This window comes from Actinoplanes sp. M2I2, assembly GCF_023544445.1.
Classification (GTDB): Bacteria; Actinomycetota; Actinomycetes; order Mycobacteriales; family Micromonosporaceae; genus Actinoplanes.
Genome location: NZ_JALPVJ010000014.1, coordinates 144067 through 165787, shown reverse-complemented (window position 1 = coordinate 165787; position 21721 = coordinate 144067). Strand labels below are relative to the sequence as shown.

The following is a 21721-nucleotide window of genomic DNA, read 5'->3' as shown; positions in this document are numbered from 1 at the left end:
ATGCCGCGGGCCGAGCCGTGACAGGGGCCGGGTAAGCGCCGTGTCAGGGCGGTGACAGGGGCGGCCCCGATCGTTGGGTCCATGACAACGCCAGCCATTGAGGTTTCCGGACTACGGAAGGCCTTCGGGGACAAGGTCGTCCTCGAAGGCATTGATCTCACCGTTGCCGCGGGCACGGTGTTCTCCCTGCTCGGCCCGAACGGGGCGGGCAAGACGACCACGGTCAACGTACTGACCACGTTGATCAGGCCGGACGGTGGAACCGTCCGCGTCGCCGGGCACGACCTGGCCGCCGAGCCCAAGGCCGTGCGCGCCGCGATCGGCGTCACCGGGCAGTTCGCGGCGGTGGACGAGCTGCTCACCGGGCAGGAGAACCTGCAGCTGATGGTCGAGCTCAACCGGGCCGCCCACGGCAAGCAGCTCATCGCCGGGCTGCTCGAGCGTTTCGAGCTCGAGGAGCCGGCCCAGAAGCTGGTCGCGACGTACTCGGGTGGTCAGCGCCGGAAGCTGGACCTGGCCATGACGCTGGTCGGCAACCCGCGCATCATCTTCCTGGACGAGCCGACGACCGGGCTCGACCCGCGCAGCCGCCGCACCATGTGGACCATCATCCGGGAGCTGCTGGCCGAGGGCGTGACCATCTTCCTCACCACCCAGTACCTCGAGGAGGCCGACCAGCTGGCCGACCGGATCGCCGTGCTCGATCAGGGCCGGCTGGTCGCCCAGGGCACCCCGGACGAGCTCAAGCGCCAGATTCCCGGCGGCCACGTCCGGCTGCGGTTCACCGGCCCCGGCGACCTCGAGGCGGCGGCCCGGCTGCTGACCGGCGGCGTACGCGACGACGAGACCCTGACCCTGCGGGTGCCCGGCGACGGCGGCACCGAGTCGCTGCGGATCCTGCTCAACCAGCTGCACGACAACGCGATCCACACCGAGGACGTCACCGTGCACACGCCGGACCTCGACGATGTCTTCCTTGCCCTGACCGGACGTCCGAACGTGGAAGAGGTGGCCAAATGACCGACTCGGTGATCATGCTGCGACGCAACGCCAAGCACGTCGCCCGCAACCCGACCACGGTCTTCAACGCCGTCATCTTCCCGGTCGTCATCATGCTGATGTTCGTCTACGTGCTCGGCGACGCGTTCGACGTCGGCGAGAACTATGTGGACTACGCGACGCCCGGGATCATGCTGCTGGCCATCTGCTACGGGCTGTCGGGCACCTCGACCGCGGTGAGCTCCGACATGACCAAGGGCATCATCAACCGGTTCAAGGTGATGGACGTGTCCCGGGGCGCGGTGCTGACCGGGCACGTGACCACCACCATCGCGACCAACCTGATCGCCGTCGCGGCCGTCGTCGGCACCGCGTTCGCCCTGGGGTTCCGCTCGTCCGGCGGCTTCCTCGACTGGCTCGGCGTGCTCGGCCTCGTCCTGCTCACCAGCTTCGCGACGGCCTGGCTCACGGTCGCCCTGGGGCTGGCCGCCAAGACGGTCGAGGCGGCCGGCATCGCCACCGTGCCGCTGATCATGCTGCCGTTCTTCAGCAGCGCGATCGTGCCGGCCGACAAGATGGGACCGGGCATCAAGCAGTTCGCGGAGTACCAGCCGTTCACCCCGATCATCGAGACCCTGCGCGGGTTGCTCGACGGCACCCCGCAGACGGGCGACGCGATCGCCGCCGTCGCCTGGTGTGCCGGCATCGCCCTGGTCGGCTATCTGTGGGCGACCGCCACGTTCAAGAAGCGAGCGTGACCTCGGCCAGCTGACGCCAGCCGGCCGGCCCGCCCTCCCGAACCGCCTCGGCGAACCCCCCGTCGCCGAGGCGGTTTCGCGCTGCCCGCTCGATCCGGGCCGCGTCCGGGTGTGAGCGGTCCTCGACCCCGCGGACGACGGCGGCCGCCCCGAGCAGACGCGCGGCCTGTTCGTGGTCGTCCTGGCGCAGGGCCAGGTCGGCCAGGCCGATGAGGACCTGCCCGGTCAGGGGCGCGTAACCCGCCTGGGAGGCCAGCCGGAACGCCGCCGTCCGATGCGCGCGGGCCTCGTCCAGATCGTCGGCCAGATAGCCGAGCAGATCGTGCTCGACCACGCTGATGCCCTCACCCAGCACGCTCTTGGCCACGGTGAGCTGCCGGCGGGCCTGCTCGGCGTCCCCGCGCCAGCGGGCGAGCTCGGCCTTGGCCATGGCCAGTTCGGCCAGCGCGTCGGGCCAGGTGACCCGTTCGGCGTACCGTTGCGCCTCGGCCATCGCGGACGTGGCCGACTCCTCGTCGCCCAGCAGCCAGAACAGCTGGGCCTGTCGGGCCCGTATGCGGATGACGTCCTCGACCGAGCCGACCTCGGTGACGGCCGTGACCGCCTCGTCGAGCAGGTCGCACGCCCCGGCGAGGTCGCCGCGCGTGGCGACCCGTTCGGCCAGTTCGGTCAGCGCGAACCAGATGCCGAACCGTTCGCCGAGCGCCCGGAACTCGGCCAGCCCGGTCTCGAGGTGGCTCTCCGCCTCCCGGACGTCGCGTCCGAGGATGATCCGGGCCTTGCCGAGGTGCAGCCGGGCCAGCGCACGGATCCACGGGTCGGTCTCGTCCAGCAGAGGCTCCCACGCCGACACCATCTCGGCCGGAGCTCTCAGCATCCGTTCCAGGGCTTCGACCAGCCCGGCCCACGGGCCGCGCACGGGGCTGCGCCGGCTGACCTCGTACGCCTGGTGGATCCACTCGGCGGCCAGGTTCTCGTCGCCGCGGCCGGAGCTGACGAAGTGCACGGCCAGCGCGTAGACCGAGGCCCGCACCTCGTCGGTCACCTCGCCGGGCGTCCGGGTGGCCGCGGTGATCAGCTCGAGGCCCTCGGCCTTGTGCCCGGCGAGCCACCAGTACCAGCCCGCGCCGGCCGCCAGCCGCATCGCCGCCTGGGCTTCCCCGGCGGCCAGAGCGCGCCGCATCGCCGCGACCAGGTTGTCGTGGTCGGCCTGCAGGACGGCCAGCCAGTCCCGTTGCTCGGCCCGGCGCAGATGCGGCTCGGCCGTCTCGGCCAGCTCGGTGAACCAGGCCAGGTGGGCCCGCCGGGTCTGGCCGGTCTCGCCCGCCTCGGCCAGGCGCTGCTCGGCGTACTCCTTGATCGTCCCCAGCATGCGGTAGCGCGGCGCGCCGTTGCCGTCGGTGACCAGCAGCGACTTCTCGGCCAGCGAGGTCAGCCGGTCGAGCACGTCGCCCGCCTCGACCCCCGGCCCGGCACACACCCGCTCGGCCGCCTCCAGCGTCGCCCCGCCGGCGAACACCGACAGCCGCCGCAGAACCCTCCGTTCCGCGTCGGGGAGCAGCTCCCAGCTCCAGTCGATCACCGCGCGCAGGGTCCGGTGGTGCGGCAGGGCCGTCCGGCTGCCCCCGGTCAGCAGCCGGAACCGGTCGTCGAGCCGATGGGCCAGCTGGTCGAGGGTCATGGTGCGCAACCGGGCCGCGGCCAGCTCGATGGCCAGCGGCATGCCGTCCAGCGCCTGGCACACCCGGGCCATCGTGGCCGACGTCCGGGGGTCGTCGGCGAGGTCCGGGCGGACCGCACCGGCCCGCTCGCGCAGCAGCCGGACGGCCGGAGCGGAGCCCAGCGGCTCCACCGGCCACAGTGCCTCGCCGGTGATGCCCAGCGGCTCGCGGCTGGTGGCCAGGATGCGCATCCGGCGGCACTCGCCGAGCAGCCGATGGGCGAACGCGGCGGCGGCCTCGATCACGTGCTCGCAGTTGTCCAGGATCAGCAGCGCCGCACGGTCCCGGATCGCGGCGACCAGCCGCTCGGTCAGGTCGGCCTCGGGCGCCCCGCCGAGCAGCGTGTCGCGCAGGCCGAGCGCGGCGATCGTCGCCTGGGCCACGTCGCCGCCGGCGCCGACCGGGGCCAGCTCGACCAGCCAGACCCCGTCCGGCTGCCGATCGGCCAGCGTGCGCCCCGTCTCGGTGGCCAGCCTGGTCTTCCCCGTGCCGCCCGGCCCGATCAGCGTGGTGAGCCGGTGCCCGGCGACGAGCTCGCGGACCGCCGCGACATCCGCGTCCTTGCCGACATAACTGGTCAGCTCGGCCCGCAGGTTGGTCCGCCGCGCCGCCTCGGGCCGGGCGCCCTCGCCCCGCAGCAGGGCGACGTGCAGGGCCGACAGCTCGGGGGAGGGGTCGACGCCGAGTTCCTCGGCCAGCGCTTCTTTCGTACGGTGGTAGAGCCTCAGCGCCTCGCTGCCGCGCCCGGCCGCCGCGAGTGCCCGCATCAGCGCGGCGACGAACCGCTCGCGCAGCGGATGGGCGGCGACGAGCTCGGTCAGCCCGGGAATCGCCTCGGGTCCGGCGCCGGCCTCGAAGCTGTCCTCCTGGGCGGCCAGCCGCTGCTCCTCCCACCGCGTCACGGCGGCGTCGAAGGCCGGGCTGTCGGTCAGGCCGACATCCTGCAGGGCGGCGCCCCGCCACAGGGCGAGAGCCTCCCGTACGGACCTGTCGGCGACCAGCCGTCCGAACCGCACGGCGTCGACCGAGTCGGGATCCACCGCCAGCCGGTAGCCGGCCGGGTGGCCCTCGACGACGCCCGCCGGCAACGCCTTGCGCAGCCGGGACACCAGGCGGTGCAGCGAGTTGGTGGCGTCGGCGGGCGGCCGCTCGCCCCAGATCCAGTCGACCAGCGTCGCCTTGGGCACCACCCGGCCCGCTTCGAGCGCGAGCGCGACCAGCAGGCCGCGCAGCCGGGCGCCCGGCACGTCGGCGAGGTTGCCGTCGTCCGTACGGACCTCGAACGGCCCCAGCACCCTGATCTGCACCCGGCAGATCTTGCCACGGGCCCCCGGAGCCGTCGCTCCCGCGCGGGAGCTTGCGTCATCGGGGAAACGCGCTAGTGTATCTGCATGCACATACATGCTTCTGGGTCTCAGGGGGCGGGATCCCGCGCGGTCGGCGACGTCAGCGCGACCTGGTCGCAGGTCGCCGCGCTCGTCTCCTCGGTCGACGCTGCCCTCGGCAAGTGGCTCACGGACACCTATCGGGTCGGGCTGACCGAGTATCGTGCGCTGGCCTACCTGAGCCGGGAGGCCGACAAGGAGCTGCGGGTCAACGATCTGGCCCACCGGGTCAGCCTCAATCAGAGCTCCGTGACCCGGCTGGTGAGCCGGCTGGAGAGCAAGGGCCTGACCCGCCGCGACACCTGCCCCGACGACGGGCGCGGTGTCTACGCGGTCCTCACCGATGACGGTGAGACCCTGGTCGGGGAGGTGCGCGGGCCCTACGAGGAGCGTGTTCGCGACCTGCTCGGCGGCGCGGCAGAGCACTTCCCCCAGCTGGACGCCCGGCAGGTGAGCCAGGCTCTGACCGGCATCGCCGCTCTCCTCAACCCCTGATCACTGCCGGGTGGCACTCCCAGGCCCGCACTGCGCCCAGATATATGCACGTACAGACAGATAGCTTTTCGACAATCGTTCGTCACTGCTTGGAAAGGACCGTCATGAGCTGGGTCTACCTAGGAATTGCCGTCGTCTTCGAGGTCGCCGTCGGCCTCTTCGCGAGCAAGGCCAAGGGCTTCACCCACGCGGGGTGGACCGTCGCCACGCTGGCCGGCGGCGCGATCGCCACGTTCTTTCTCAGCCTGGCCCTGCTGACGTTCGACGTCGGGGCCGGCTACGCGATCTGGACCAGTGTGGCCGGTGTCGGCATCGTGATCGTCGGCGCGCTCTTCCTCGGTCAGCGGCTGGACTGGAAGAAGAGCCTCGGCATTCTCATCGTCATCGGTGGCGTCGTGGGCCTGCAGCTCAGCGGTGCCGCGTGACCACTGCCATCCCCTCGCCATCCGCCACTGAAAGGACCACTCCCATGACCACCACCACGACTGCGACAACCACGACCGACTCGAAGACCCGCTCCTGGCTCGTCCTGCTGCTGGCCGGCGTGTTCGAGGTCGGCTATGCGCTCAGTGTCGGCGGGAGCGAGGGATTCACCGTTCTCGGCTGGTCCGTCTCCGCGGTCGTCTTCTTCCTGCTGACGCTGTACGCGCTGAGCGTCGCCCTCAAGCGCATCGACGTCGGCATCGGCTACGCCGTGTGGGCGGGCATCGGCGCCGTCGGCGCGGCGCTGCTGGGCCCGGTGTTCTTCGACGAGTCCCTCACCCCGGCCCGCGGCCTCTGGCTGGCCGTGATCATCGGTGGTCTCGTCTGGCTCAAGCTCGCCGACAGCGTCAAGGTCGGATCGCGGAAGGCGGCGGCCGGGGCCGGCGCTGAGCCCGCCGTGGGGGCTGCCACTACGTCGTCGCCTCGCTGAGCGTCCGGCGACCACCCGGCACCGCCGGCCGGACGGGCTGATTCCCGCCATCCCGTCCGCTCGGTCGTGCCGAACGCCGGCTCGCGGCCCGGCTTGATTTCGATGTCGTCGCCGAACAGACCTTGCCAGGAATTGTCATGCCGCCCCCTGTGGACAACTCGGCCCGATCGGCTTGACGTCGATTAAGTTCCACCCCATGCCCCGAGGCGGGTGGGGGCTGGGGATGGCGTGGCGGGTGGGGGCTGGGGATGGCGTGGCGGGTGGGGGCTGGGGATGGCGTGGCGGGTGGGGGCTGGGGATGGCGTGGGGGTTGGGGATGGCGTGGCCGGGCCCGTTGAGGGCGGCCCGGGCTTCTTGGCGCAACGCTGTCGACCGAACCGCCCAGGCGTGAACCGCGGTCTGCCCCCGGCCGGGCCCGGCCGAACCGCTCAGGCGTGGAGCGCCGTCTGCGCCGACCGGGCCGGCAACGCCTGAGCGGCACGTCTCACGCGATCGGCCGGCGCTGCCTCGGCAGGGCGGGACGCAGGACACCGTCGCGGGCCAGGTCGGTGAGGACGTTGTTGAGCGCGTCGACGTGCTCCTCGGTGTGCGCGGCGGTGAGCTGGACCCGGAAGCCGATCTCGTCGCGGGGCACGCCGGGGTAGGGGGCGAGCGTCACGTACTGCCCGGCGCTCCACAGCCGCTCGGACACGGCGATCAGGTCGTGCTCGGGCGAGATCGGGATCTCCACGACCGGGGTGTCGTGCACGTTCAGCGTGTGCACCCCCATCTCCCGTACGTGGGAGAGCAGTTTCGCCGTCAGCCGGTAGAGGTGCCCGCGCAGCTCGTCACCGCGCTTCTCGTTCACGTCGAGCCCGGCCATGACCGTGGCCAGCGACGCCACCGGGGACGGCCCCGAGTAGAGGTAGGTCGGGGCGGCCACCTTCAGCTGGTTCTTGACCGCGGTCGGCAGGGCCAGGAAGGCCAGCAGCGACGAGTACGCCTTGGAGAAGCCCCCGACGAGGATGATGTTGTCGTACGTCTCGCCGGCGTGCTTGACGATCGCGTTGCCCCGCATGCCGTACGGCGAGGTCTCGACGGCGCTGCGCTCGCCGATGACTCCCATGCCGTGCGCGTCGTCGACATAGAGCACCGCGTCGTGCTCCCGGCACAGCCGCGCGTACGTCTGCAGGTCGGGGATGTCGCCGGTCATGCTGTTGACGCCGTCCATGCAGACCATGACCGGACGGGCCGTGGCCTCCTTGAGCAGACGCTCCAGCTCGTCGACGTCGCCGCTGCGGAACCGCTTCATGGTCGCGCCCTGCCCGCGGGCGAAGACGCAGCCGTCGTAGATCGTGCGGTGCGCGCGGCTCTCCATGATGAGTGTGCCCTGGCCGATCAGCGCCGGGATCACCCCGAGATGAATCTGCGAGATGGTCGGCAGGAGCAGCACGTCCTCGGCGCCGAGCAGCTCGGTCAGGCGCTCCTCGAGCTGCGGATAGAGCCGCGGGCTGCCGAGCATGCGCGACCAGCTGGGATGCGTGCCCCACTTGCGCAGCTGCGGCTCGACCGCCTCGATGACCTCGTCGTCCAGGTCGAAGCCCAGGTAGTTGCAGGACGCCCAATCCACCAGCCAGTCCTGGCCGATCCGGATCCGGCGCCCGTCGATCTCCTCGATGACGGCGTCGTACATCCGGCTGTTGACCCGAAGGTCTTCGATGTCATGAGTCTGGGCCGGCACGTGGTACCCCTCTCGCGTTTCTGGATCATCGTTGGCCCTACCCGGGTGATCGTCGATCAACCCGCCGGGACCCGTCGGGCCGGACGACACCGGCGAATGTTCACCGACCGCGGCAGTGCGCCGGTGGGTTCCGTCGCCGCGGCCACCGCCACTCTTTCCGCTCACGGCACGCGACAACAAACCGTGGCGGTGTGTCGAGAACCACCTGTCGACCTTGGTCGCGCAGCGATCCCGAGGGGTCACAGTCCGCGACGGCTCGACCGGTCGGTGTCACTGCCCGACGTCGAATGTGAAACGGTTACTCCTTGCCGTGAAGCAAGGTTCTCCGTGCTTTTTCGAGCATTGTTCGAAATAGCGGCGGGCCCGAGGTGCGGACAGCGTTTCTGATAACAGTCTGAAAACGGCGTGGGTAATCGCGATTCGCTTTCGAATGGCGCGGGTATGCCATTCCTGCCGTCATCGGGCGGCCCGAAGACGAACTTACAGAGGAGCTGAACATGGCTACGAGCACCCACGCCCACACCGAGAACGTCGCTCTCAAGGGCGCCCGTTTCCGGGGCGAGGAGACCAAGCCGTCCTTCAAGACCACCGAGCTCATTGTTTATGTGCTCGCGGTCATCGGCGTACTCATCGCCTCCTACACCGTCGGCGACGGATCCGCCAACAATGGCGCCGACTATTTCGCCGCCGACAAGGCCTGGTGGTACATCACCCTGCTCACCATCGGGTACATGGTCAGCCGGGGTCTGGCCAAGGCCGGCAGCCGCAGCAGCGACGCGGACCCGCGCACCCACTGACACCTCCGCAGCATCCGCGGGCGCGGCCGGGTCTGACGACCGGGCCGCGCCCGCCGCGCTGTGGTCCCTCAGCGGCCGAGTCGTCGTTCCCGACCACCCGCCGACCAGCCCGGTCGCCTTCCGGGTGACGGGACGAGGAGCCGACCGTCCCGCTGCTGACACAGGACGGCGGTGGAGGAGGCGGCCGCCGATACGAGATGATCTACTGGGTGTGGCCGCTGCCGCCGCCGAGCCCGGTCACCATGGGGCCGGATTTCAGCCCGCGGCCAGCTCCAGGGCATAGGTCGGCCACCACGTGCCGGCCGGTGGGGCGCCCCGGCCGCAGGCGCCGTCGGACTCGCCGGGGCGTTTGATCCAGAGGTAGGCGTCGACCAGGTCGTGACCGGTGGTGAGGGTGGGCGGGTTGCCCAGGGCGCGGCCCGGGGGATTGCACCAGTGGCGGTCGCCGGACGACCGGCGGGCCGGGCCGTTGCCGTTGCGGCTGGTGTCGATGACGAAGTGGGCGCCGCCGAGCCGCCGGGAAAGCCTGGTGCCGTATCGGATGTTCGACGACGTGGTCTCGAAGTTGGCCACGTTGAGGGCGAAGCCGTCAGCCCGCGCGATGCCGGCCCGGCGCAGCGCCCCGCTCATCGTGGCGGTGTCGGCGATCCAGGTCGGGTTGCCGCCGTCCAGATAGACGCTCAGGCCCGGGTTGGCGGTGAGCGTGGTGATCGCCCGGCTGAGCAGTCGGTGGCGTTCGGCGCGCTGGGCCGGGGAGAGGCACCCCTGTACGGACTGGGCCACCGCGTCGGGCTCGAGGATGACGATCGCGCGGTGGCCGGTCAGGGCCGCGGCGACCGTGTCGATCCACGCCTTGTACGCGGCAGCGGTCGGTGCGCCGCCGGCCGAGTGACTGGCGCAGTCGCGGTGCGGGATGTAGTAGAGCGTGAGCACCGGGATGAAAGACCTGGCCGCCGTGACCACCTGACTCACCCGCGCGGTGTCGCTGTCGGCGAACCAGGCCGCCACCGGCCGCGACGCGATCTTCCGGAGGAGCCCGGCCTCGGTTGTCCGGCCGGCCGCCTCGTACGCCCGCAGTTGCTCGACGGCCGGGCCGGTGCGCTCGACGTAAAGCTCCGTCGGCGGCCGCGGCGGTGGGACGGCCTCCCGCCCCGTCCGGACCGGCCAGCCGGCGGCCAGCAGCGCGGCCATTCCGGCGGCGACCGCCCGCCGGCCCGGGCTCTCGAAGGGCACGTACGGACGGTACCGCCGCAAACGGCGCCGGTTCTCAGGAAGGCGTTACCCGGTAGATCGCCCCGGCGTAGTCGTCGCTCACGTACAGGGCCTGATCGGGCCCCTGCACAGCCATGACCGGCCGGCCCCAGCGCGAGCCGTTCTCGAGCTGGAAGCCCGTCAGCAGCGTCTGCTGCGGGCCGAGAGCGCCGTCGTCGTAGGCGAAGAACGACACCTCGGGCGGGCGCGGCGGCTTGCGGTTCCACGAGCCGTGGACGCCGACCAGGGCGCCGTCCCCGTACGCCCCGGGCAACCGCGACGCGAAGCTCAGACCCAGCGGCGCCGAGTGGGCGCCCATGCCCTGCTCGACCGGCGGCAGCGTCGCGCAGTCCAGTTTCGTGCCGTCGCGGTTGGTGTCGAAGTCGCGCACGAAGGGCCGGTCGGTGTAGCTGAGCGGGGAGTCCTCGTCGCCGGGCTTCAGGTCGGGATCCGGGTTGCAGTACGGCCAGCCCAGGTCGCGTCCCTGCGTCAGCTTGGCCAGCGGCTCGAGCGGGTGGTCGTTGACGTACGAGGTCTCCACCTCGCCCTGGCGGTCACCCTCGTGCGGGTAGGGGATGTTGTCCCGGTTGTTGACGGCTGTCCACACGCCGCCGTCGGGCGCCACCGCGAGACCCGTCCCGTTGCGGACACCGCGCGCGAAGGTGCCCAGCTTGCCGTCGGCGAAGCGCAGGACGGTGGCCCGCTCGGGGTTGGCGTCGCGGTCCTCGGCCGAGATGTTGCCGGTCGAACCGACCGAGATGTAGAGCGAGCCGTCCTCGCCGACCGCCACGCTCTTGAGCGCGTGGGCGTACTTGCCGCCCAGGTCGGCGCTCTTGTCGTCGGGCAGCCCGTCGACCACGACCCGCTTACCGGACACCTTGCCGCCCGCGTAGGCGAAGGCGTCGACCTGATCACTCTCGGCCACGTAGAGGGTGTCGCCGTCGAAGGCGAGCCCGTGCGGCTGGTCGAGCCCGCCGACCAGCGTCTCGGGCTTGCCGTCGGTCAGCGCCAGGACGTCGCCCGACTCGGGCCGCGACACGAGCAGCTTGCCGTCCGGCGCCCAGGCCAGCAGCCGCGCGCCGGGCACCCGGGCCCACACGCCGACCGTCCAGCCGGGCGGCGCCTGCACCTGTCGCGCCCGGTCGAACGGCGCCTCGCCGTTGCCGTCGCGCACCTCGGTGGCGACCAGGGCCGGCGCCTGGGCCGACGAGCCCGACGACGGCGGTACGGTCTGTCTCGCGGATTGGGCCGGCGCGTCCGTGGAACACGCGGCCGCGCCGAGCAGCAGTCCACCGGCCGTCAGCGCACGCACGATTGTCTTCACCGGTGCACTTGTACCCACTTTGGTGACGGTCAGGCAAACCGGACCGCTCATTCGCCGGGCCGGGCCGGTTCGGCCTCCTCGAAGACCAGCAGCGTGCGCGTGTTCACGACGCCGGGCATGCCCTGGATCTCGTCGAGCACCAGCCGGCCCAGCGCGGCGTTGTCCTCGGCCCGCACCAGCATGATGACGTCGAACTCGCCGCCGACCAGAGCGATGTGCACGACACCGGGCAGCGAGCTCAGCCGCTCGGCGACGTCGCGCCACTCCGCCTGGTTGAGGTTCACCGTCACGTACGCCGTGGTGCCGAGGCCGGCCGCGACCGGATCGACATCGGCCCGGTAGCCCCGGATGACGCCGGTGGCGCGCAGGCGCTCGACCCGGGCGTACGCGTTGGCCCGGGAGATGTGCAGCCGCTCGGCCAGGGTGCGCATCGACAACCGGCCGTCGCGGGTGAGCTCGGCCAGGATCCGCCGGTCGATGTCGTCGAGCGCCCCGGCCACTTGTCTCACCCCCTCCTCATCGGAGGCCGTGCCGCCTGGACATCCGGCCTCCGGAAAGCCCTCCCGAACGTACATGTTCTCGGTTCCGGACCGGCACTGGAATCCAGATGGCAACCGGACCAGCATGACGTCATGACAGGTGTCGCAGACCACCTTCTGCCCTCCGACATGCCCGTGACCCTCATCGACGCGGACGGCCACCCCGTCCCCGAGACCGGTCGCGCCCTTCCCGACGAGGCCACGCTCCGGCGGGCCCTGGCCTCCCTGATCACCGCCCGGCGGCTCAACGATCAGGCGTACGCGCTGGTCCGGCAGGGCCGGCTGGCGGTCTACCCGTCGTCGCACGGGCAGGAGGCCTGCCAGGTCGTGGCCGCCCAGGTGCTGGCCGACGGCGACTGGTTGTTCCCGACCTACCGCGACACCGTGGCGGTCGTCGAGCGCGGCGTCGACCCGGTCGAGGCGCTGACGCTGCTCAAGGGCGACTGGCACTGCGGCTGGGACCCGTACGAGCACCGGGTCGCCCCGCACGCCACCCCGCTCGCCACCCAGCTGCCGCACGCCGTCGGCGTCGCCCACGCGGCCCGCCTGCGCGGCGAGCCGACCGTCGTGATGGCGCTGTGCGGCGACGGCGGCACCAGCGAGGGCGACTTCCACGAGGCGCTCAACTTCGCCGCCGTGCTGCGCGCCCCGGTCGTCTTCCTGATCCAGAACAACGAGTACGCGATCAGCGTCCCGCTGGCCCGCCAGACCGCCGCGCCGTCGCTGGCCCACAAGGGCGTCGGCTACGGCATCCCCGGCGAGCGGGTCGACGGCAACGACGCCGCCGCGCTGTTGTCGGTGCTCGGCGAGGCGGTCGAGCGGGCCCGGGCCGGTGGGGGACCGCAGCTCGTCGAGGCGCACACCTACCGGATGCAGGCCCACACGAACGCCGACGACGCCACCCGCTACCGCGCCGACGCCGACGTCGAGGCCTGGGTCGCGCGCGACCCGATCGCCCGGCTGTCGGCCTATCTGCGGGTCGACGAGACCGCGTACCGCGAACAGGCCGAACGCGTCGCCGAGCACGTGCGCGACGGCCTCAACCGCGACGTCGAACCCGACCCGGCCCAGCTCTTCGCCCACGTCTACGCCACCGAGACCCCGCAGCTGCGGGAGCAGGCCGCCCAGCTGACCGACGAGCTCGACCGCTCGCTCGACGACGAGGGGGCACTGCGATGACCCACGAGAAGCTGTCGATGGCCCAGGCGCTCAACCGGGCCCTGCGCGACGCGATGACCGACGACCCGTCCGTGGTCGTCTTCGGCGAGGACGTCGGCCCGCTCGGCGGCGTCTTCCGCGTCACCGACGGTCTGACCGCCCAGTTCGGCGAGGACCGGTGCTTCGACACCCCGCTCGCCGAGTCCGGCATCGTCGGCGTCGCGGTCGGCATGGCCATGAACGGCCTGCGCCCGGTGGTCGAGATGCAGTTCGACGCGTTCGCCTACCCGGCCTTCGAGCAGATCGTCAGCCACGTGGCCAAGATGCGGAACCGCACCCGGGGCCGGGTCGCGCTGCCGATGGTCATCCGGATCCCGTACGCGGGCGGCATCGGCGGCGTCGAGCACCACTGCGACTCGTCGGAGGCCTACTACGCCCACACCCCTGGGCTGCATGTCGTCACGCCGTCGACCCCGACCGACGCGTACGCCCTGCTGCGGGAGTCGATCGCCTCGCCCGACCCGGTCGTCTTCCTCGAGCCCAAGAAGCTCTACTGGAGCAAGGAGGAGGTCGAGCTCGGGACCCGTCCGCCGGCCATCGGCCGGGCCGTCGTCCGCCGCGAGGGCACCGACGCGACGCTGATCGCCTACGGCCCGAGCGTGCCGATCGCCCTCGAGGCGGCCGAGGTGGCCGACCGCGAAGGCCGCAGCCTGCAGGTCGTCGACCTGCGCTCGATCGTGCCGTTCGACGACGAGACGGTCTGCGCGGCGGTCCGTTCCACCGGCCGGGCCGTGGTGGTCGCCGAGGCCGCCGGCTTCGCCAGCGTCTCCTCGGAGATCGTCGCCCGGGTCACCGAACGCTGCTTCCACTCGCTGGCCGCGCCCATCCGCCGGGTCACCGGCTTCGACATCCCCTACCCGCCGCCGAAGTACGAGCACCTGCACCTGCCCGGCGTGGACCGGGTGCTCGACGCCGTCGACGACCTGCAGTGGGAGGACTCGTGAGCGACCAGGTCTTCCGGCTGCCCGACCTGGGCGAGGGGCTGACCGAGGCCGAGGTGGTGCGGTGGCTGGTCGCCGACGGCGACACGGTCGCCGTCGACCAGCCGGTGGTCGAGGTGGAGACGGCCAAGTCGCTGGTCGAGGTCCCTTCCCCGTACGCCGGGAAGGTCGCGACCCGGCACGCGCCGGAGGGCGCGGTGCTGGAGGTCGGCAAGCCGCTGCTCACGGTCGCCGCCGTCACGCCGGCTCCGGCCGACACCTACCGCGAGGAGGAACGGGCCGGCTCCGGCAACGTCCTCATCGGATACGGCACCTCGGGCGCACCCACGTCCTCCGGCCGGCGCCGCCGCCCGCGCACGCCGGTCACCCACGCCGGGGCGCCGGTCGCGCAGGTTCCAGCTTCGGTCGGGCCGGCTCCGGTCGCGCCGGCTCCGGCTCCGGTCACGCCGGTTCTCGCTCCGGTCGCGCCGGCTCTGGCGGCGGTCGCGCCGGCTTCGGTCGGGCGTGACGTGGCGCCGGTCGCGCAGGCTCAGACTTTGGGTGCCTATGCCGCGGCGTCGGACGCGCCAGCTTCGGTCACGCACGCCCCGGCCCTGGTTTCGCGGGTACCTCTCGTAGTCTCGCCACTGGTGCGGCGGCTGGCCCGCGAGGGCGGCCTGGACCTGCGCGTCCTGCAGGGCAGCGGCCCGGGCGGGTTGATCGTCCGAGCAGACGTCACGCACGCGCTGGCCGTCCCGCCGTTGCAGTCGCCGCCGTTGTCGCAGCAGCCTCACCCGCAGCAGCAGCCGTCGTCGCAGTCCCAGCCGTCGTCGCAGTCCCAGCTGTCGTCGCAGCCGCAGCTGTCGTCGCAGCCGCAGCTGTCGTCGCAGTCCCAGCCGTTGTTGTCGGCGCCGGGGGAGCGGCGCGTTCCGCTGACCGGTTTCCGGCGGGCGGTGTCGGCCGCTCTGAGCCGCAGCCGGGCCGAGATCCCCGAGGCCACGGTCTGGGTCGACGTGGACGCCACCCCGCTGTGGGAACTGCGCGAAGCCACCCGTCCCGGCCCGGGCCTGCTGGCCTACCTGGCCCGCTTCACAGTGGCCGCGCTGCGCGAGTACCCGGTCTTCAACTCCCGCGTCGACACCGAACGCCAGGAGATCGTCGAGCTGGACCGCATCGACCTGGGCATCGCCGTCCAGGGCGCCCGCGGCCTGGTGGTCCCGGCCGTCCACGACGCCGGATCCCTGACCACCACCCGGCTCGACGAGGAGATCCGCCGGATAACCGAGAGCGCGAGAACCGGCACAGTGACCGGCGGCGGAACCTTCACCCTCAACAACTACGGCAGTTTCCGGGTCGACGGCAGCGCCGCCATCATCAACCATCCCCAGGTGGCGATCCTCGGCTTCGGCCGCATCCTGGACCGCCCCTGGGTGGTCGACGGGGAGATCCGCGTCCGCAAGATCACTCAGATGAGCTTCGTCTTCGACCACCGGATCGCCGACGGCGCCGCAGCCGCCGGCTTCATGCGCAGCGTCGCCGACGCCGTCGAGAACCCCGCCTCGGCGATCGCCAAGCTTTGATCGCTCTCTGCTCATCCGGCCCCAAGCTCTGACCGAGGTCCCCCCCGGCGTCGACGGTGGCCATCCGCCGACGCAGACCTGCGTCGGCGGATGGCCACCGACCGCTGTCCCCCGAACCGGTCCGCCTGGCGCCGGTGTGGTGCGCTGGCCCAGGCTGCGCGAAGCCCAGTCAGCGGCGCTGGCGGGACTACGCAAAGCCCAGTCGGTGGTGATGGCCCGGATTGCGCGAAGCGCGGTTGGTGGTGTTGGCCGGGATCGCGCGAAGCGCGGTTGGTGGTGCTGGCCCGGATTGCGCAAAGCGCGGTTGGTGGCGCTGGGCCGTTCCGGCCAAGCCGCATGCGTGGTTGGCGGCCGAATGCCGCCGATGGGACCTGGTCGTTGCCTGCCGTTGCGATCATCACGAGATGGAACGGGTGAGCAGCCGCGTGGTGTATCGCAATCCGTGGATGACCGTGCGGGAGGACGAAGTCAGGCGCCCGGATGGCAGCCCCGGCATCTTCGGGGTGGTCGAGAAGCCGGACTTCGCTCTGGTCCTGCCGCGCTTCCCCGGCGGGTTCTGGATGGTCGAGCAGTTCCGCTACCCGGTGGGGCGGCGGGCCTGGGAGTTCCCGCAGGGCAGCTGGGGCCGGGACGCGACCGGCGACCCGATTGCCCTGGCCCGGCAAGAGTTGGCCGAGGAGACAGGTCTGCGTGCCGGGTCGTTGACGCATCTCGGCCACCTCTTCGAGGCCTACGGCTACTCGACCCAGGGATTCGACGTCTACCTCGCGACGGATCTCGAAGAGGGCGAGCCCGACCGGGAGGTCACCGAGCAGGACATGATCCACCGTCGCGTCCACGACGATGAGGTCACAGCAATGATCCGATCCGGACACATAGTCGATGCCCCATCGGTGGCCGCCCTGACCCTCTACCGGCTGGCACTCGACGAGCCAGCGAGCAGGCCAGTCTAAAAAGTTCGCCGGGTGGAATCCGGACCCTGGCGTCAGCGGAGCCGCCCAACCGCCAAAAAGAACGCGATGCGCCGGGAAGCCGCATTACCGGGAGAACCCGCGCTGGCGGGAGCACCACTCTGATGGTGGATACCGCGTTGCTGAGGAAACCGCGCTGGCGGGGAACAGTGCTGGCGGGTGGATACCGCGTTGCCGGGGGAGCTGCGCTGGCGGGTGGAAACCGCGTTACGGGAGTCACCGCACTGGCGGGGAATCGAGCTGACGGCTGGATACCGCGTCGGCGGGAGCACCACGCTGATGAGTGATACCTCGCTGGCGGGGGAACCGCCTCGAAGAGGGCCCACGCTGACGGGTGGATACCGCGCTGGAAGGGAACCGCGCTGACGCGGGGAACCAGTTAGCTAGGGAAACTGCGTGCGGGCGGAAATCGTTCTGGCGAGGGAACCGCGTTGTTGGGGATATCGCGTTGCGAGCGGAAACCGTTGTTGGCGGAGAACCGCTTTCCTGGGGATACCTCCCTGTGGACGGCAACCGCCTAGCGGGGAAACCGCGTCGCAGGCGATGCCGCTGTCGGTGGATAGCGCGCTGGCTGTGGATATCGCGCCGATGGGGGAATACCGCTTTGCTGGGGGAACCGCGCTGGGGCAGACCGCGCTGGCGGGGGAGCCGCGTGTCGAGGAACGGCGCTGCTGGCAGGAGCGACGCGATGTGCTCGATCAGGCCGGCCTCCCGGGAGTCTGCCGGGAGAACCGTGCTGCCGCAGCGGATCAGAGCCGCGAGAGGCCGGCCCCGCTGCTGCGAGTGACGGGCTGATCGGTCCAGATGATCGTGGGGTCCAGGCCGCGGCCGGTGCCGATTCGGTGGGCTACTCGGGCTGCGGCCGCGCGGATGAGGAGTTTGCGCAGGCCGGTGGCGCGGATCTGGCCGGCGTGGCGGGCGCCGGGCCGCAGCAGGTCGCGGGACTGGCGGCGGATGTCGGGCAGGTAGGTGGAGGCGCGGCTGTACAGGGCTCGCGTCTCGGTGGAACCCAGGTAGGCGAACGGCGCCGAACCGGCCAGCGGCTCCAGATGGACGCCGATCAGGGCCATGTTGCGGCAGGCGCGGGCGTCGAGCAGCGTGACGACGTGGTCGACGCCAGCCCTGGCGCAGGCCACGGCGAACGTACGGTAAAGCAGGGAACTCACGGTCAGCGTGCCCCGATAGGCGGGGAGCACGGCCACTGTGGCGAAGTCCCACACGGTCGCGTCGCGCAGGCCGTGCGCGTCGAGGATCTCGTCGGCGGTGCGGCCGATGTGGGCGGGGGCGTCCACGATCGTCTTCAGCTGGTCGGCCGGGCCCGTGATGACCCGGCCCGCGCCGGCCGGACGTCCAGTTCGGCGGTCGATCACCAGGAAGAACCGGCTGCGGTCCTCGTACGGGCCGTATTCGGCGGCCATCACCTCGGGGGTGTTGCCGAAGGCGTCGTCGAAGACCGCGCACTCGACGGTGCGGGCGACGTCGGCCAGCGGATGGTCCGTCGCGACCACGGCGAGGACGAAGCGACCGGGTCTCCGGCCGGTGGACCGCAGGAAGCCGGCGACGGCCGCCGCGATCTGGCCGGGCGTCAGGTCGTAACGGACGGCGGTCAGCACGGCTTGGCCACGATGGTCGTGGCCCGGAAGAACTCCTCGGTGAACGCGACGGCCTCGTCCGGGTCGAACGCCTTGCAGGTGTAGATGTCGACGCTGAAGAACTGGACCGGCCGCTCCCACGAGTAGAAGTGGGCGCCCGAGGTCTCCCAGTGGATCCAGCCGGCCCAGCCGTAGAGGTCGCTCCGGTGGGTGACCGGCTCGATCAGCGTGATCATGTCGGTGACCACGGAGAGCTTGCTCAGGTACTCCTTGATGTGCTCGTCGGTGATGACGAAGCCCGGGTATCCCTCCACCACCAGACGCTGGCGCAGGATCGTCGGGGCGAGGTCGTGGAACGACTCAGCAGGCACGGGGGTCGCTCTTTCTTCCGGGGGAGCGGAGGCGACTCAGCGGCACTGCTGGGCGATCGCGTCAGATCAGAATCGGTCACCGCCGGGCTTGGCGGCAATCGGTCCCTCGTTCGCGACTATGTGCCCGAATCGGAGGCATCTGGCCCTATTGGTGGAGGGTCGCCGACCGTTCGGCCGGATGCTGGTCGAGCTCAGGCGGTCAGGCCGCCGCGACCAGGCTCACGCGCTGCGATACCGGGGCCCCGGTCGCTGCCGTGCTCGTCGGTCACGCCGGCGTGCCCGGGGTGAGGAGCTCAGCCGGGTGCGCGATAGAGCCCGTTCGCGACATGCCGGGCGGCTTCGAGCATCCGGTCGGCCCCGGGGAATCCGGTGGCGCCGTTGCGGAGGGCTGCGGCGGTCGCCTTCCGGTTGTTCCGGTAGACGGCATCCGCGTCGTGGGCCCGGGGGTTCACCCAGACGGACGCGATGATGACGTCGCTGTCGCACTGCTCGGCGCTGATGACCCCCTCGGCGACCGCGTCGGCGACTCCGGCCGCGACGCCGGCCTGCGCCGGGCCCCAGGTGAGGCTGCGGTGCTCGTCGGTTTCGGGAGTCGCCTTGGTGACGAACAGCGTGAACGGTTTGGCCGCGACCGAGGGCTGCAGCACGGCGATGAAGGGGACGTGGCCGACGGTCGGGGTCGCGAGGGCGGTGGCCCAGGCCGTCCCGACCGGACCCGAACGCGGGCCGAGGACGGTGTTGACGTGGGCCGCGTTGAGGTCTTCCCCGTGGGCGCTCTCACCGATCTGCACGGGACTCGGCTCCTTCGGTGCGTTGCGGGGACGGGGTTTCGCGTCGGCGGGCCCGCGAGGCCCGCAGGTTCATGGTGTTGCCGCAGGTCTTCATGTCGTGCCAGACACGGGTGCCGTTGCGCGACCGGTCGTAGAAGGCCGCGCCGCAGTCCGGGTTGAGGCAGGTCTTCAGCCGGGTCAGGGCGCCGGTGTGCGAAGCCAGCAGCGCCTCGAGGTTCACCAGGGACGCGACTGCGGCGGCACCGTCGCCGCGGGGCTCGTAGGTGATGTGGCCGTCGCGGAAGGAGACGTCGGCGTGCAACACCTGCGGGCTGGGGTCGTCGGCGTCGGTGAGCCAGCCTCGGACGTGGTCGCGGAGATCGCGAAGGGCGGGGAGGTCGGCGCGGGAGATCGTGATGCGGGGCGCTGCCCGGCCGGTCTGCCCGCCCCACCTCGACAACGACGCGTCGAGCCACTCCTGCGCCGTGGCCTCGTCGGCCAGCAGGTCGGGGATCGAGGCCACGGGCATGCTCGCCGAGTTCAGCAGATCCTGAACGATGCTCAGGCCCCCGGGAGCCGCGGCCAGCAGAAAGCGCCCGGTGTCGTCACTGTTCACGACAGTCAGCCTAGCCCGGGAAATGACACCACCGTAGGCCAGTAGGGAATGTCACATGACATTGTCGTACGGCTTACGGTGGTGTCAGGCTGTGATCAGCAACGATCACCGAGCACCGGAGGAACACCATGAGCATCACCTTGACCGGCACGACGGCCCTGGTCACCGGAGCGAGCGGGGGCATCGGCGCCGCCACCGCGCTGTCCCTCGCCGCTCAGGGCGCGAACGTCGCCCTGGTCGCCCGGCGCAAGGACCGCCTCGACGAGCTCGTCGAGCGCATCCAGGCCGGCGGCGGCGCCGCCCGGGCGATCCAGGCCGACATCACCGACCGGCTGCAGGCCGTGGCCGCGGTCGAGCAGACCGTCGCCGCCTTCGGTGGCCTGGACACCCTGGTCAACAACGCCGGCATCATGCTGCTCGGACCGGTCGAGAGCGCCCCGGCCGAGGAGTGGGACCGCATGATCGCCATCAACGTGCAGGGGCTGCTCCACGCGACCCATGCCGCCCTGCCGCACCTGCTGGCCGCGGCCGGGGGCGCCCGCGGCACCGCGGACATCGTCAACATCAGCTCGCTCGCGGGCCGCGTTCCCATCGCCGGGTCCGCCGTCTACAGCCTGACCAAGCACGGGATCGGGGCCTTCAGTGAGGCCCTGCGGCAGGAGGTGGGCGACCGCCACGTCCGCGTCTCGCTGATCGAACCCGGACCGGTCGCCACCGAGCTGTTCACCCACATCCGCCCCGAGGTCCTGGAGGCCGGCAAGGACGCCTTCGCCAACGCCACGCTCCTGCACGCCGAGGACATCGCCGATGCCATCACCTACGTCGTCACCCGGCCGGCCCGCGTGGTGATGAGCGAGATGCTGGTCCGCCCCGACGGCAGCGTCTGGTAGGTGATCGCGCCTCAGGACCGGTATTCGGAGGAGATTTCGGTGGCGTACTTCTTCCACAGCGGCGTCATGGTCTCGGCCGTGACCGGCTGCCCGGACTCGACCATCTTCTTGAGGTCGCGGAAGTACTCCACGTACAGGTCCGGCGTGAACGTGGAGAGCATGACCGCCGGGTCGTCGCCCACGTTGGCGAAGGTATGCGGCGCGCCGGGCGGGACGATGATCCAGGTGCCGGGGCCGGCGTCGTGGTCGTCCTGGCCCACGGTGAACCGCACGGTGCCCGACAGGATGTAGAAGCCTTCGTCGTGCTGGGCGTGGCGGTGCTGGATGGGGCCCGGAGTGTGCGGCTGGAGGGTGATCTCGCCGATCCCCAGGCGGTGCCCGGTGTGGCTGCCGTCCTCGAGGATGCGGATCTGCGACGGCCCTTTGCTGGTGAGGAGCTCGCCTTCGCCGGGGCGGACGATCGTGACCGGGACCATGGAAAAGCCTCCCTGATGGGTTCGCCGGCGCACGGGATGTGACGTCGCGCCGTGACATCACCGTACCACTGATGTCGCGGCGCGACATCACATGCGGGCGCCGGCCGGGGTCGCGCTCCGGGACCCGCGCTTCGCGAAGCTTTCCCGCAGATGGTCGATGAGCACCTTGACCGCCGGGAGTTGTCCCCGCGCGGAGGTGAACTCGAGCGAGAGGGACGCCTCCGCGGAGGACCACTCGGGCCAGAGCCGGACCAGCGACCCCGAGCGCAGATCGGCCTCGCACAACACGTCCTGGACGAGGCCCACGCCCACCCCGGCCCGCACCGCTGCGAGCACCGCGTCGGCGCTCAGCGAGGCGAGCCGCGGTTCGCGCCGCAGGACGAACCGCTCACCGCCGGCCGCGCCGGGAAAAGCC

Annotated in this window: 22 protein-coding genes; 11 read left to right on the top strand and 11 right to left on the bottom strand. The window is 71.5% G+C overall.

All coding sequences use genetic code 11. The features are described from left to right. The first annotated feature begins 81 nt into the window (after window positions 1–81). Window positions 82–1020 carry an ATP-binding cassette domain-containing protein gene (locus HJC40_RS28115; RefSeq protein WP_250005523.1) on the top strand — a complete coding sequence of 313 codons (939 nt, stop codon included), beginning with the start codon at window positions 82–84 and terminating at the stop codon, window positions 1018–1020. Then, a complete protein-coding gene (locus HJC40_RS28110; protein WP_250005522.1) occupies window positions 1017–1757 on the top strand; it encodes an ABC transporter permease in 741 nt (246 codons plus the stop codon). Before HJC40_RS28115 ends, HJC40_RS28110 begins: the two co-directional genes overlap by 4 nt. Here HJC40_RS28110 and HJC40_RS28105 read toward each other — a convergent pair. Next, window positions 1741–4785, bottom strand: a complete 3045-nt coding sequence (locus HJC40_RS28105; RefSeq protein WP_250005519.1) for a BTAD domain-containing putative transcriptional regulator — start codon at window positions 4783–4785, stop codon at window positions 1741–1743. The genes HJC40_RS28110 and HJC40_RS28105 overlap by 17 nt on opposite strands. 84 nt (window positions 4786–4869) lie before the next feature. Here HJC40_RS28105 and HJC40_RS28100 point away from each other — a divergent pair, with 84 nt between their 5' ends. From HJC40_RS28100 to HJC40_RS28090, 3 genes are all read left to right on the top strand, one after another. After that, window positions 4870–5358 carry a MarR family winged helix-turn-helix transcriptional regulator gene (locus tag HJC40_RS28100; RefSeq protein ID WP_250005517.1) on the top strand — a complete coding sequence of 163 codons (489 nt, stop codon included), beginning with the start codon at window positions 4870–4872 and terminating at the stop codon, window positions 5356–5358. 104 nt (window positions 5359–5462) lie between these two features. Then, window positions 5463–5783 (top strand): multidrug efflux SMR transporter, encoded by a 321-nt coding sequence (locus tag HJC40_RS28095; RefSeq protein ID WP_250005515.1) that lies wholly within the window; start codon window positions 5463–5465, stop codon window positions 5781–5783. Window positions 5784–5827: 44 nt separating this feature from the next. Then, entirely contained in the window at window positions 5828–6271 is a 444-nt protein-coding gene (locus HJC40_RS28090) for a multidrug efflux SMR transporter (RefSeq protein WP_250005513.1), read from the top strand. A gap of 484 nt (window positions 6272–6755) precedes the next feature. Here HJC40_RS28090 and HJC40_RS28085 read toward each other — a convergent pair whose 3' ends face one another. Continuing rightward, the gene (locus HJC40_RS28085; RefSeq protein WP_250005510.1) at window positions 6756–7991 is read right to left on the bottom strand and encodes a pyridoxal phosphate-dependent aminotransferase family protein; all 1236 of its coding nucleotides are present in this window, start codon (window positions 7989–7991) and stop codon (window positions 6756–6758) included. A gap of 497 nt (window positions 7992–8488) precedes the next feature. On the opposite strand from HJC40_RS28085, the gene HJC40_RS28080 reads away from it, so the two are divergent. Then, window positions 8489–8788: a hypothetical protein gene (locus HJC40_RS28080; protein WP_250005508.1), complete on the top strand. Its 300-nt coding sequence runs from the start codon at window positions 8489–8491 to the stop codon at window positions 8786–8788. Between the two features lie 255 nt (window positions 8789–9043). On the opposite strand, the gene HJC40_RS28075 is transcribed toward HJC40_RS28080, so the two are convergent. From HJC40_RS28075 to HJC40_RS28065, 3 genes are read right to left on the bottom strand one after another with little or no spacing between them, the layout of a single operon-like run. Further along, window positions 9044–10021 (bottom strand): glycoside hydrolase family 6 protein, encoded by a 978-nt coding sequence (locus HJC40_RS28075; protein WP_250005505.1) that lies wholly within the window; start codon window positions 10019–10021, stop codon window positions 9044–9046. Window positions 10022–10055: 34 nt separating this feature from the next. Next, on the bottom strand, window positions 10056–11363 hold the full coding sequence (locus tag HJC40_RS28070) for a gluconolaconase (RefSeq protein ID WP_250005502.1): 1308 nt from the start codon (window positions 11361–11363) through the stop codon (window positions 10056–10058). A gap of 47 nt (window positions 11364–11410) precedes the next feature. Then, complete coding sequence (locus HJC40_RS28065) at window positions 11411–11938, bottom strand: Lrp/AsnC family transcriptional regulator (RefSeq protein ID WP_374272912.1); 528 nt, start codon at window positions 11936–11938, stop codon at window positions 11411–11413. Between the two features lie 57 nt (window positions 11939–11995). Between HJC40_RS28065 and HJC40_RS28060 the strand changes: the two genes are divergently transcribed. The 4 genes from HJC40_RS28060 to HJC40_RS28045 all read left to right on the top strand — a co-directional run bounded on the left by HJC40_RS28060 (window position 11996) and on the right by HJC40_RS28045 (window position 16573). After that, window positions 11996–13081, top strand: coding sequence for a thiamine pyrophosphate-dependent enzyme (locus tag HJC40_RS28060; RefSeq protein WP_250005500.1), 1086 nt, complete (start codon window positions 11996–11998; stop codon window positions 13079–13081). Continuing rightward, window positions 13078–14064, top strand: coding sequence for an alpha-ketoacid dehydrogenase subunit beta (locus HJC40_RS28055; RefSeq protein ID WP_250005497.1), 987 nt, complete (start codon window positions 13078–13080; stop codon window positions 14062–14064). The genes HJC40_RS28060 and HJC40_RS28055 overlap by 4 nt, the downstream gene beginning before the upstream one ends. Next, window positions 14061–15620: a dihydrolipoamide acetyltransferase family protein gene (locus tag HJC40_RS28050; protein ID WP_250005494.1), complete on the top strand. Its 1560-nt coding sequence runs from the start codon at window positions 14061–14063 to the stop codon at window positions 15618–15620. The genes HJC40_RS28055 and HJC40_RS28050 overlap by 4 nt, the downstream gene beginning before the upstream one ends. A 404-nt stretch (window positions 15621–16024) precedes the next feature. Next, the gene (locus tag HJC40_RS28045) at window positions 16025–16573 is read left to right on the top strand and encodes an NUDIX hydrolase (protein ID WP_250005489.1); all 549 of its coding nucleotides are present in this window, start codon (window positions 16025–16027) and stop codon (window positions 16571–16573) included. A gap of 767 nt (window positions 16574–17340) precedes the next feature. Here HJC40_RS28045 and HJC40_RS28040 read toward each other — a convergent pair. The 4 genes from HJC40_RS28040 to HJC40_RS28025 all read right to left on the bottom strand — a co-directional run bounded on the left by HJC40_RS28040 (window position 17341) and on the right by HJC40_RS28025 (window position 19940). After that, window positions 17341–18204, bottom strand: coding sequence for a hypothetical protein (locus HJC40_RS28040; RefSeq protein ID WP_250005486.1), 864 nt, complete (start codon window positions 18202–18204; stop codon window positions 17341–17343). After that, the gene (locus HJC40_RS28035; protein ID WP_250005483.1) at window positions 18198–18554 is read right to left on the bottom strand and encodes an S-adenosylmethionine decarboxylase; all 357 of its coding nucleotides are present in this window, start codon (window positions 18552–18554) and stop codon (window positions 18198–18200) included. Before HJC40_RS28035 ends, HJC40_RS28040 begins: the two co-directional genes overlap by 7 nt. A gap of 293 nt (window positions 18555–18847) precedes the next feature. Continuing rightward, a complete protein-coding gene (fae, locus tag HJC40_RS28030) occupies window positions 18848–19345 on the bottom strand; it encodes a formaldehyde-activating enzyme (RefSeq protein ID WP_250005480.1) in 498 nt (165 codons plus the stop codon). Further along, on the bottom strand, window positions 19332–19940 hold the full coding sequence (locus tag HJC40_RS28025) for a CGNR zinc finger domain-containing protein (RefSeq protein WP_250005478.1): 609 nt from the start codon (window positions 19938–19940) through the stop codon (window positions 19332–19334). The genes fae and HJC40_RS28025 overlap by 14 nt, the downstream gene beginning before the upstream one ends. 128 nt (window positions 19941–20068) lie before the next feature. Between HJC40_RS28025 and HJC40_RS28020 the strand changes: the two genes are divergently transcribed. Beyond that, window positions 20069–20830 (top strand): SDR family NAD(P)-dependent oxidoreductase, encoded by a 762-nt coding sequence (locus HJC40_RS28020; protein WP_250005444.1) that lies wholly within the window; start codon window positions 20069–20071, stop codon window positions 20828–20830. An 11-nt stretch (window positions 20831–20841) separates the two neighbouring features. Here the strand turns inward: HJC40_RS28020 and HJC40_RS28015 are convergent, their stop codons facing one another. Continuing rightward, on the bottom strand, window positions 20842–21306 hold the full coding sequence (locus tag HJC40_RS28015; RefSeq protein ID WP_250005440.1) for a cupin domain-containing protein: 465 nt from the start codon (window positions 21304–21306) through the stop codon (window positions 20842–20844). A gap of 87 nt (window positions 21307–21393) precedes the next feature. Next, entirely contained in the window at window positions 21394–21684 is a 291-nt protein-coding gene (locus HJC40_RS28010; protein ID WP_284043855.1) for a LysR substrate-binding domain-containing protein, read from the bottom strand. Between the last annotated feature and the right edge of the window lie 37 nt (window positions 21685–21721).

Excerpts from the sequence above, each read along its gene's own strand:
- HJC40_RS28100 (WP_250005517.1), top strand. The coding sequence starts at position 4,870 with ATGCACATACATGCTTCTGGGTCTCAGGGGGCGGGATCCCGCGCGGTC.
- HJC40_RS28020 (WP_250005444.1), top strand. The coding sequence starts at position 20,069 with ATGAGCATCACCTTGACCGGCACGACGGCCCTGGTCACCGGAGCGAGC.
- HJC40_RS28080 (WP_250005508.1), top strand. The coding sequence starts at position 8,489 with ATGGCTACGAGCACCCACGCCCACACCGAGAACGTCGCTCTCAAGGGC.
- HJC40_RS28055 (WP_250005497.1), top strand. The coding sequence starts at position 13,078 with ATGACCCACGAGAAGCTGTCGATGGCCCAGGCGCTCAACCGGGCCCTG.
- HJC40_RS28015 (WP_250005440.1), bottom strand. The coding sequence starts at position 21,306 with ATGGTCCCGGTCACGATCGTCCGCCCCGGCGAAGGCGAGCTCCTCACC.
- HJC40_RS28060 (WP_250005500.1), top strand. The coding sequence starts at position 11,996 with ATGACAGGTGTCGCAGACCACCTTCTGCCCTCCGACATGCCCGTGACC.
- HJC40_RS28045 (WP_250005489.1), top strand. The coding sequence starts at position 16,025 with ATGGAACGGGTGAGCAGCCGCGTGGTGTATCGCAATCCGTGGATGACC.
- HJC40_RS28065 (WP_374272912.1), bottom strand. The coding sequence starts at position 11,938 with ATGTACGTTCGGGAGGGCTTTCCGGAGGCCGGATGTCCAGGCGGCACG.
- HJC40_RS28110 (WP_250005522.1), top strand. The coding sequence starts at position 1,017 with ATGACCGACTCGGTGATCATGCTGCGACGCAACGCCAAGCACGTCGCC.
- HJC40_RS28115 (WP_250005523.1), top strand. The coding sequence starts at position 82 with ATGACAACGCCAGCCATTGAGGTTTCCGGACTACGGAAGGCCTTCGGG.
- HJC40_RS28090 (WP_250005513.1), top strand. The coding sequence starts at position 5,828 with ATGACCACCACCACGACTGCGACAACCACGACCGACTCGAAGACCCGC.
- HJC40_RS28095 (WP_250005515.1), top strand. The coding sequence starts at position 5,463 with ATGAGCTGGGTCTACCTAGGAATTGCCGTCGTCTTCGAGGTCGCCGTC.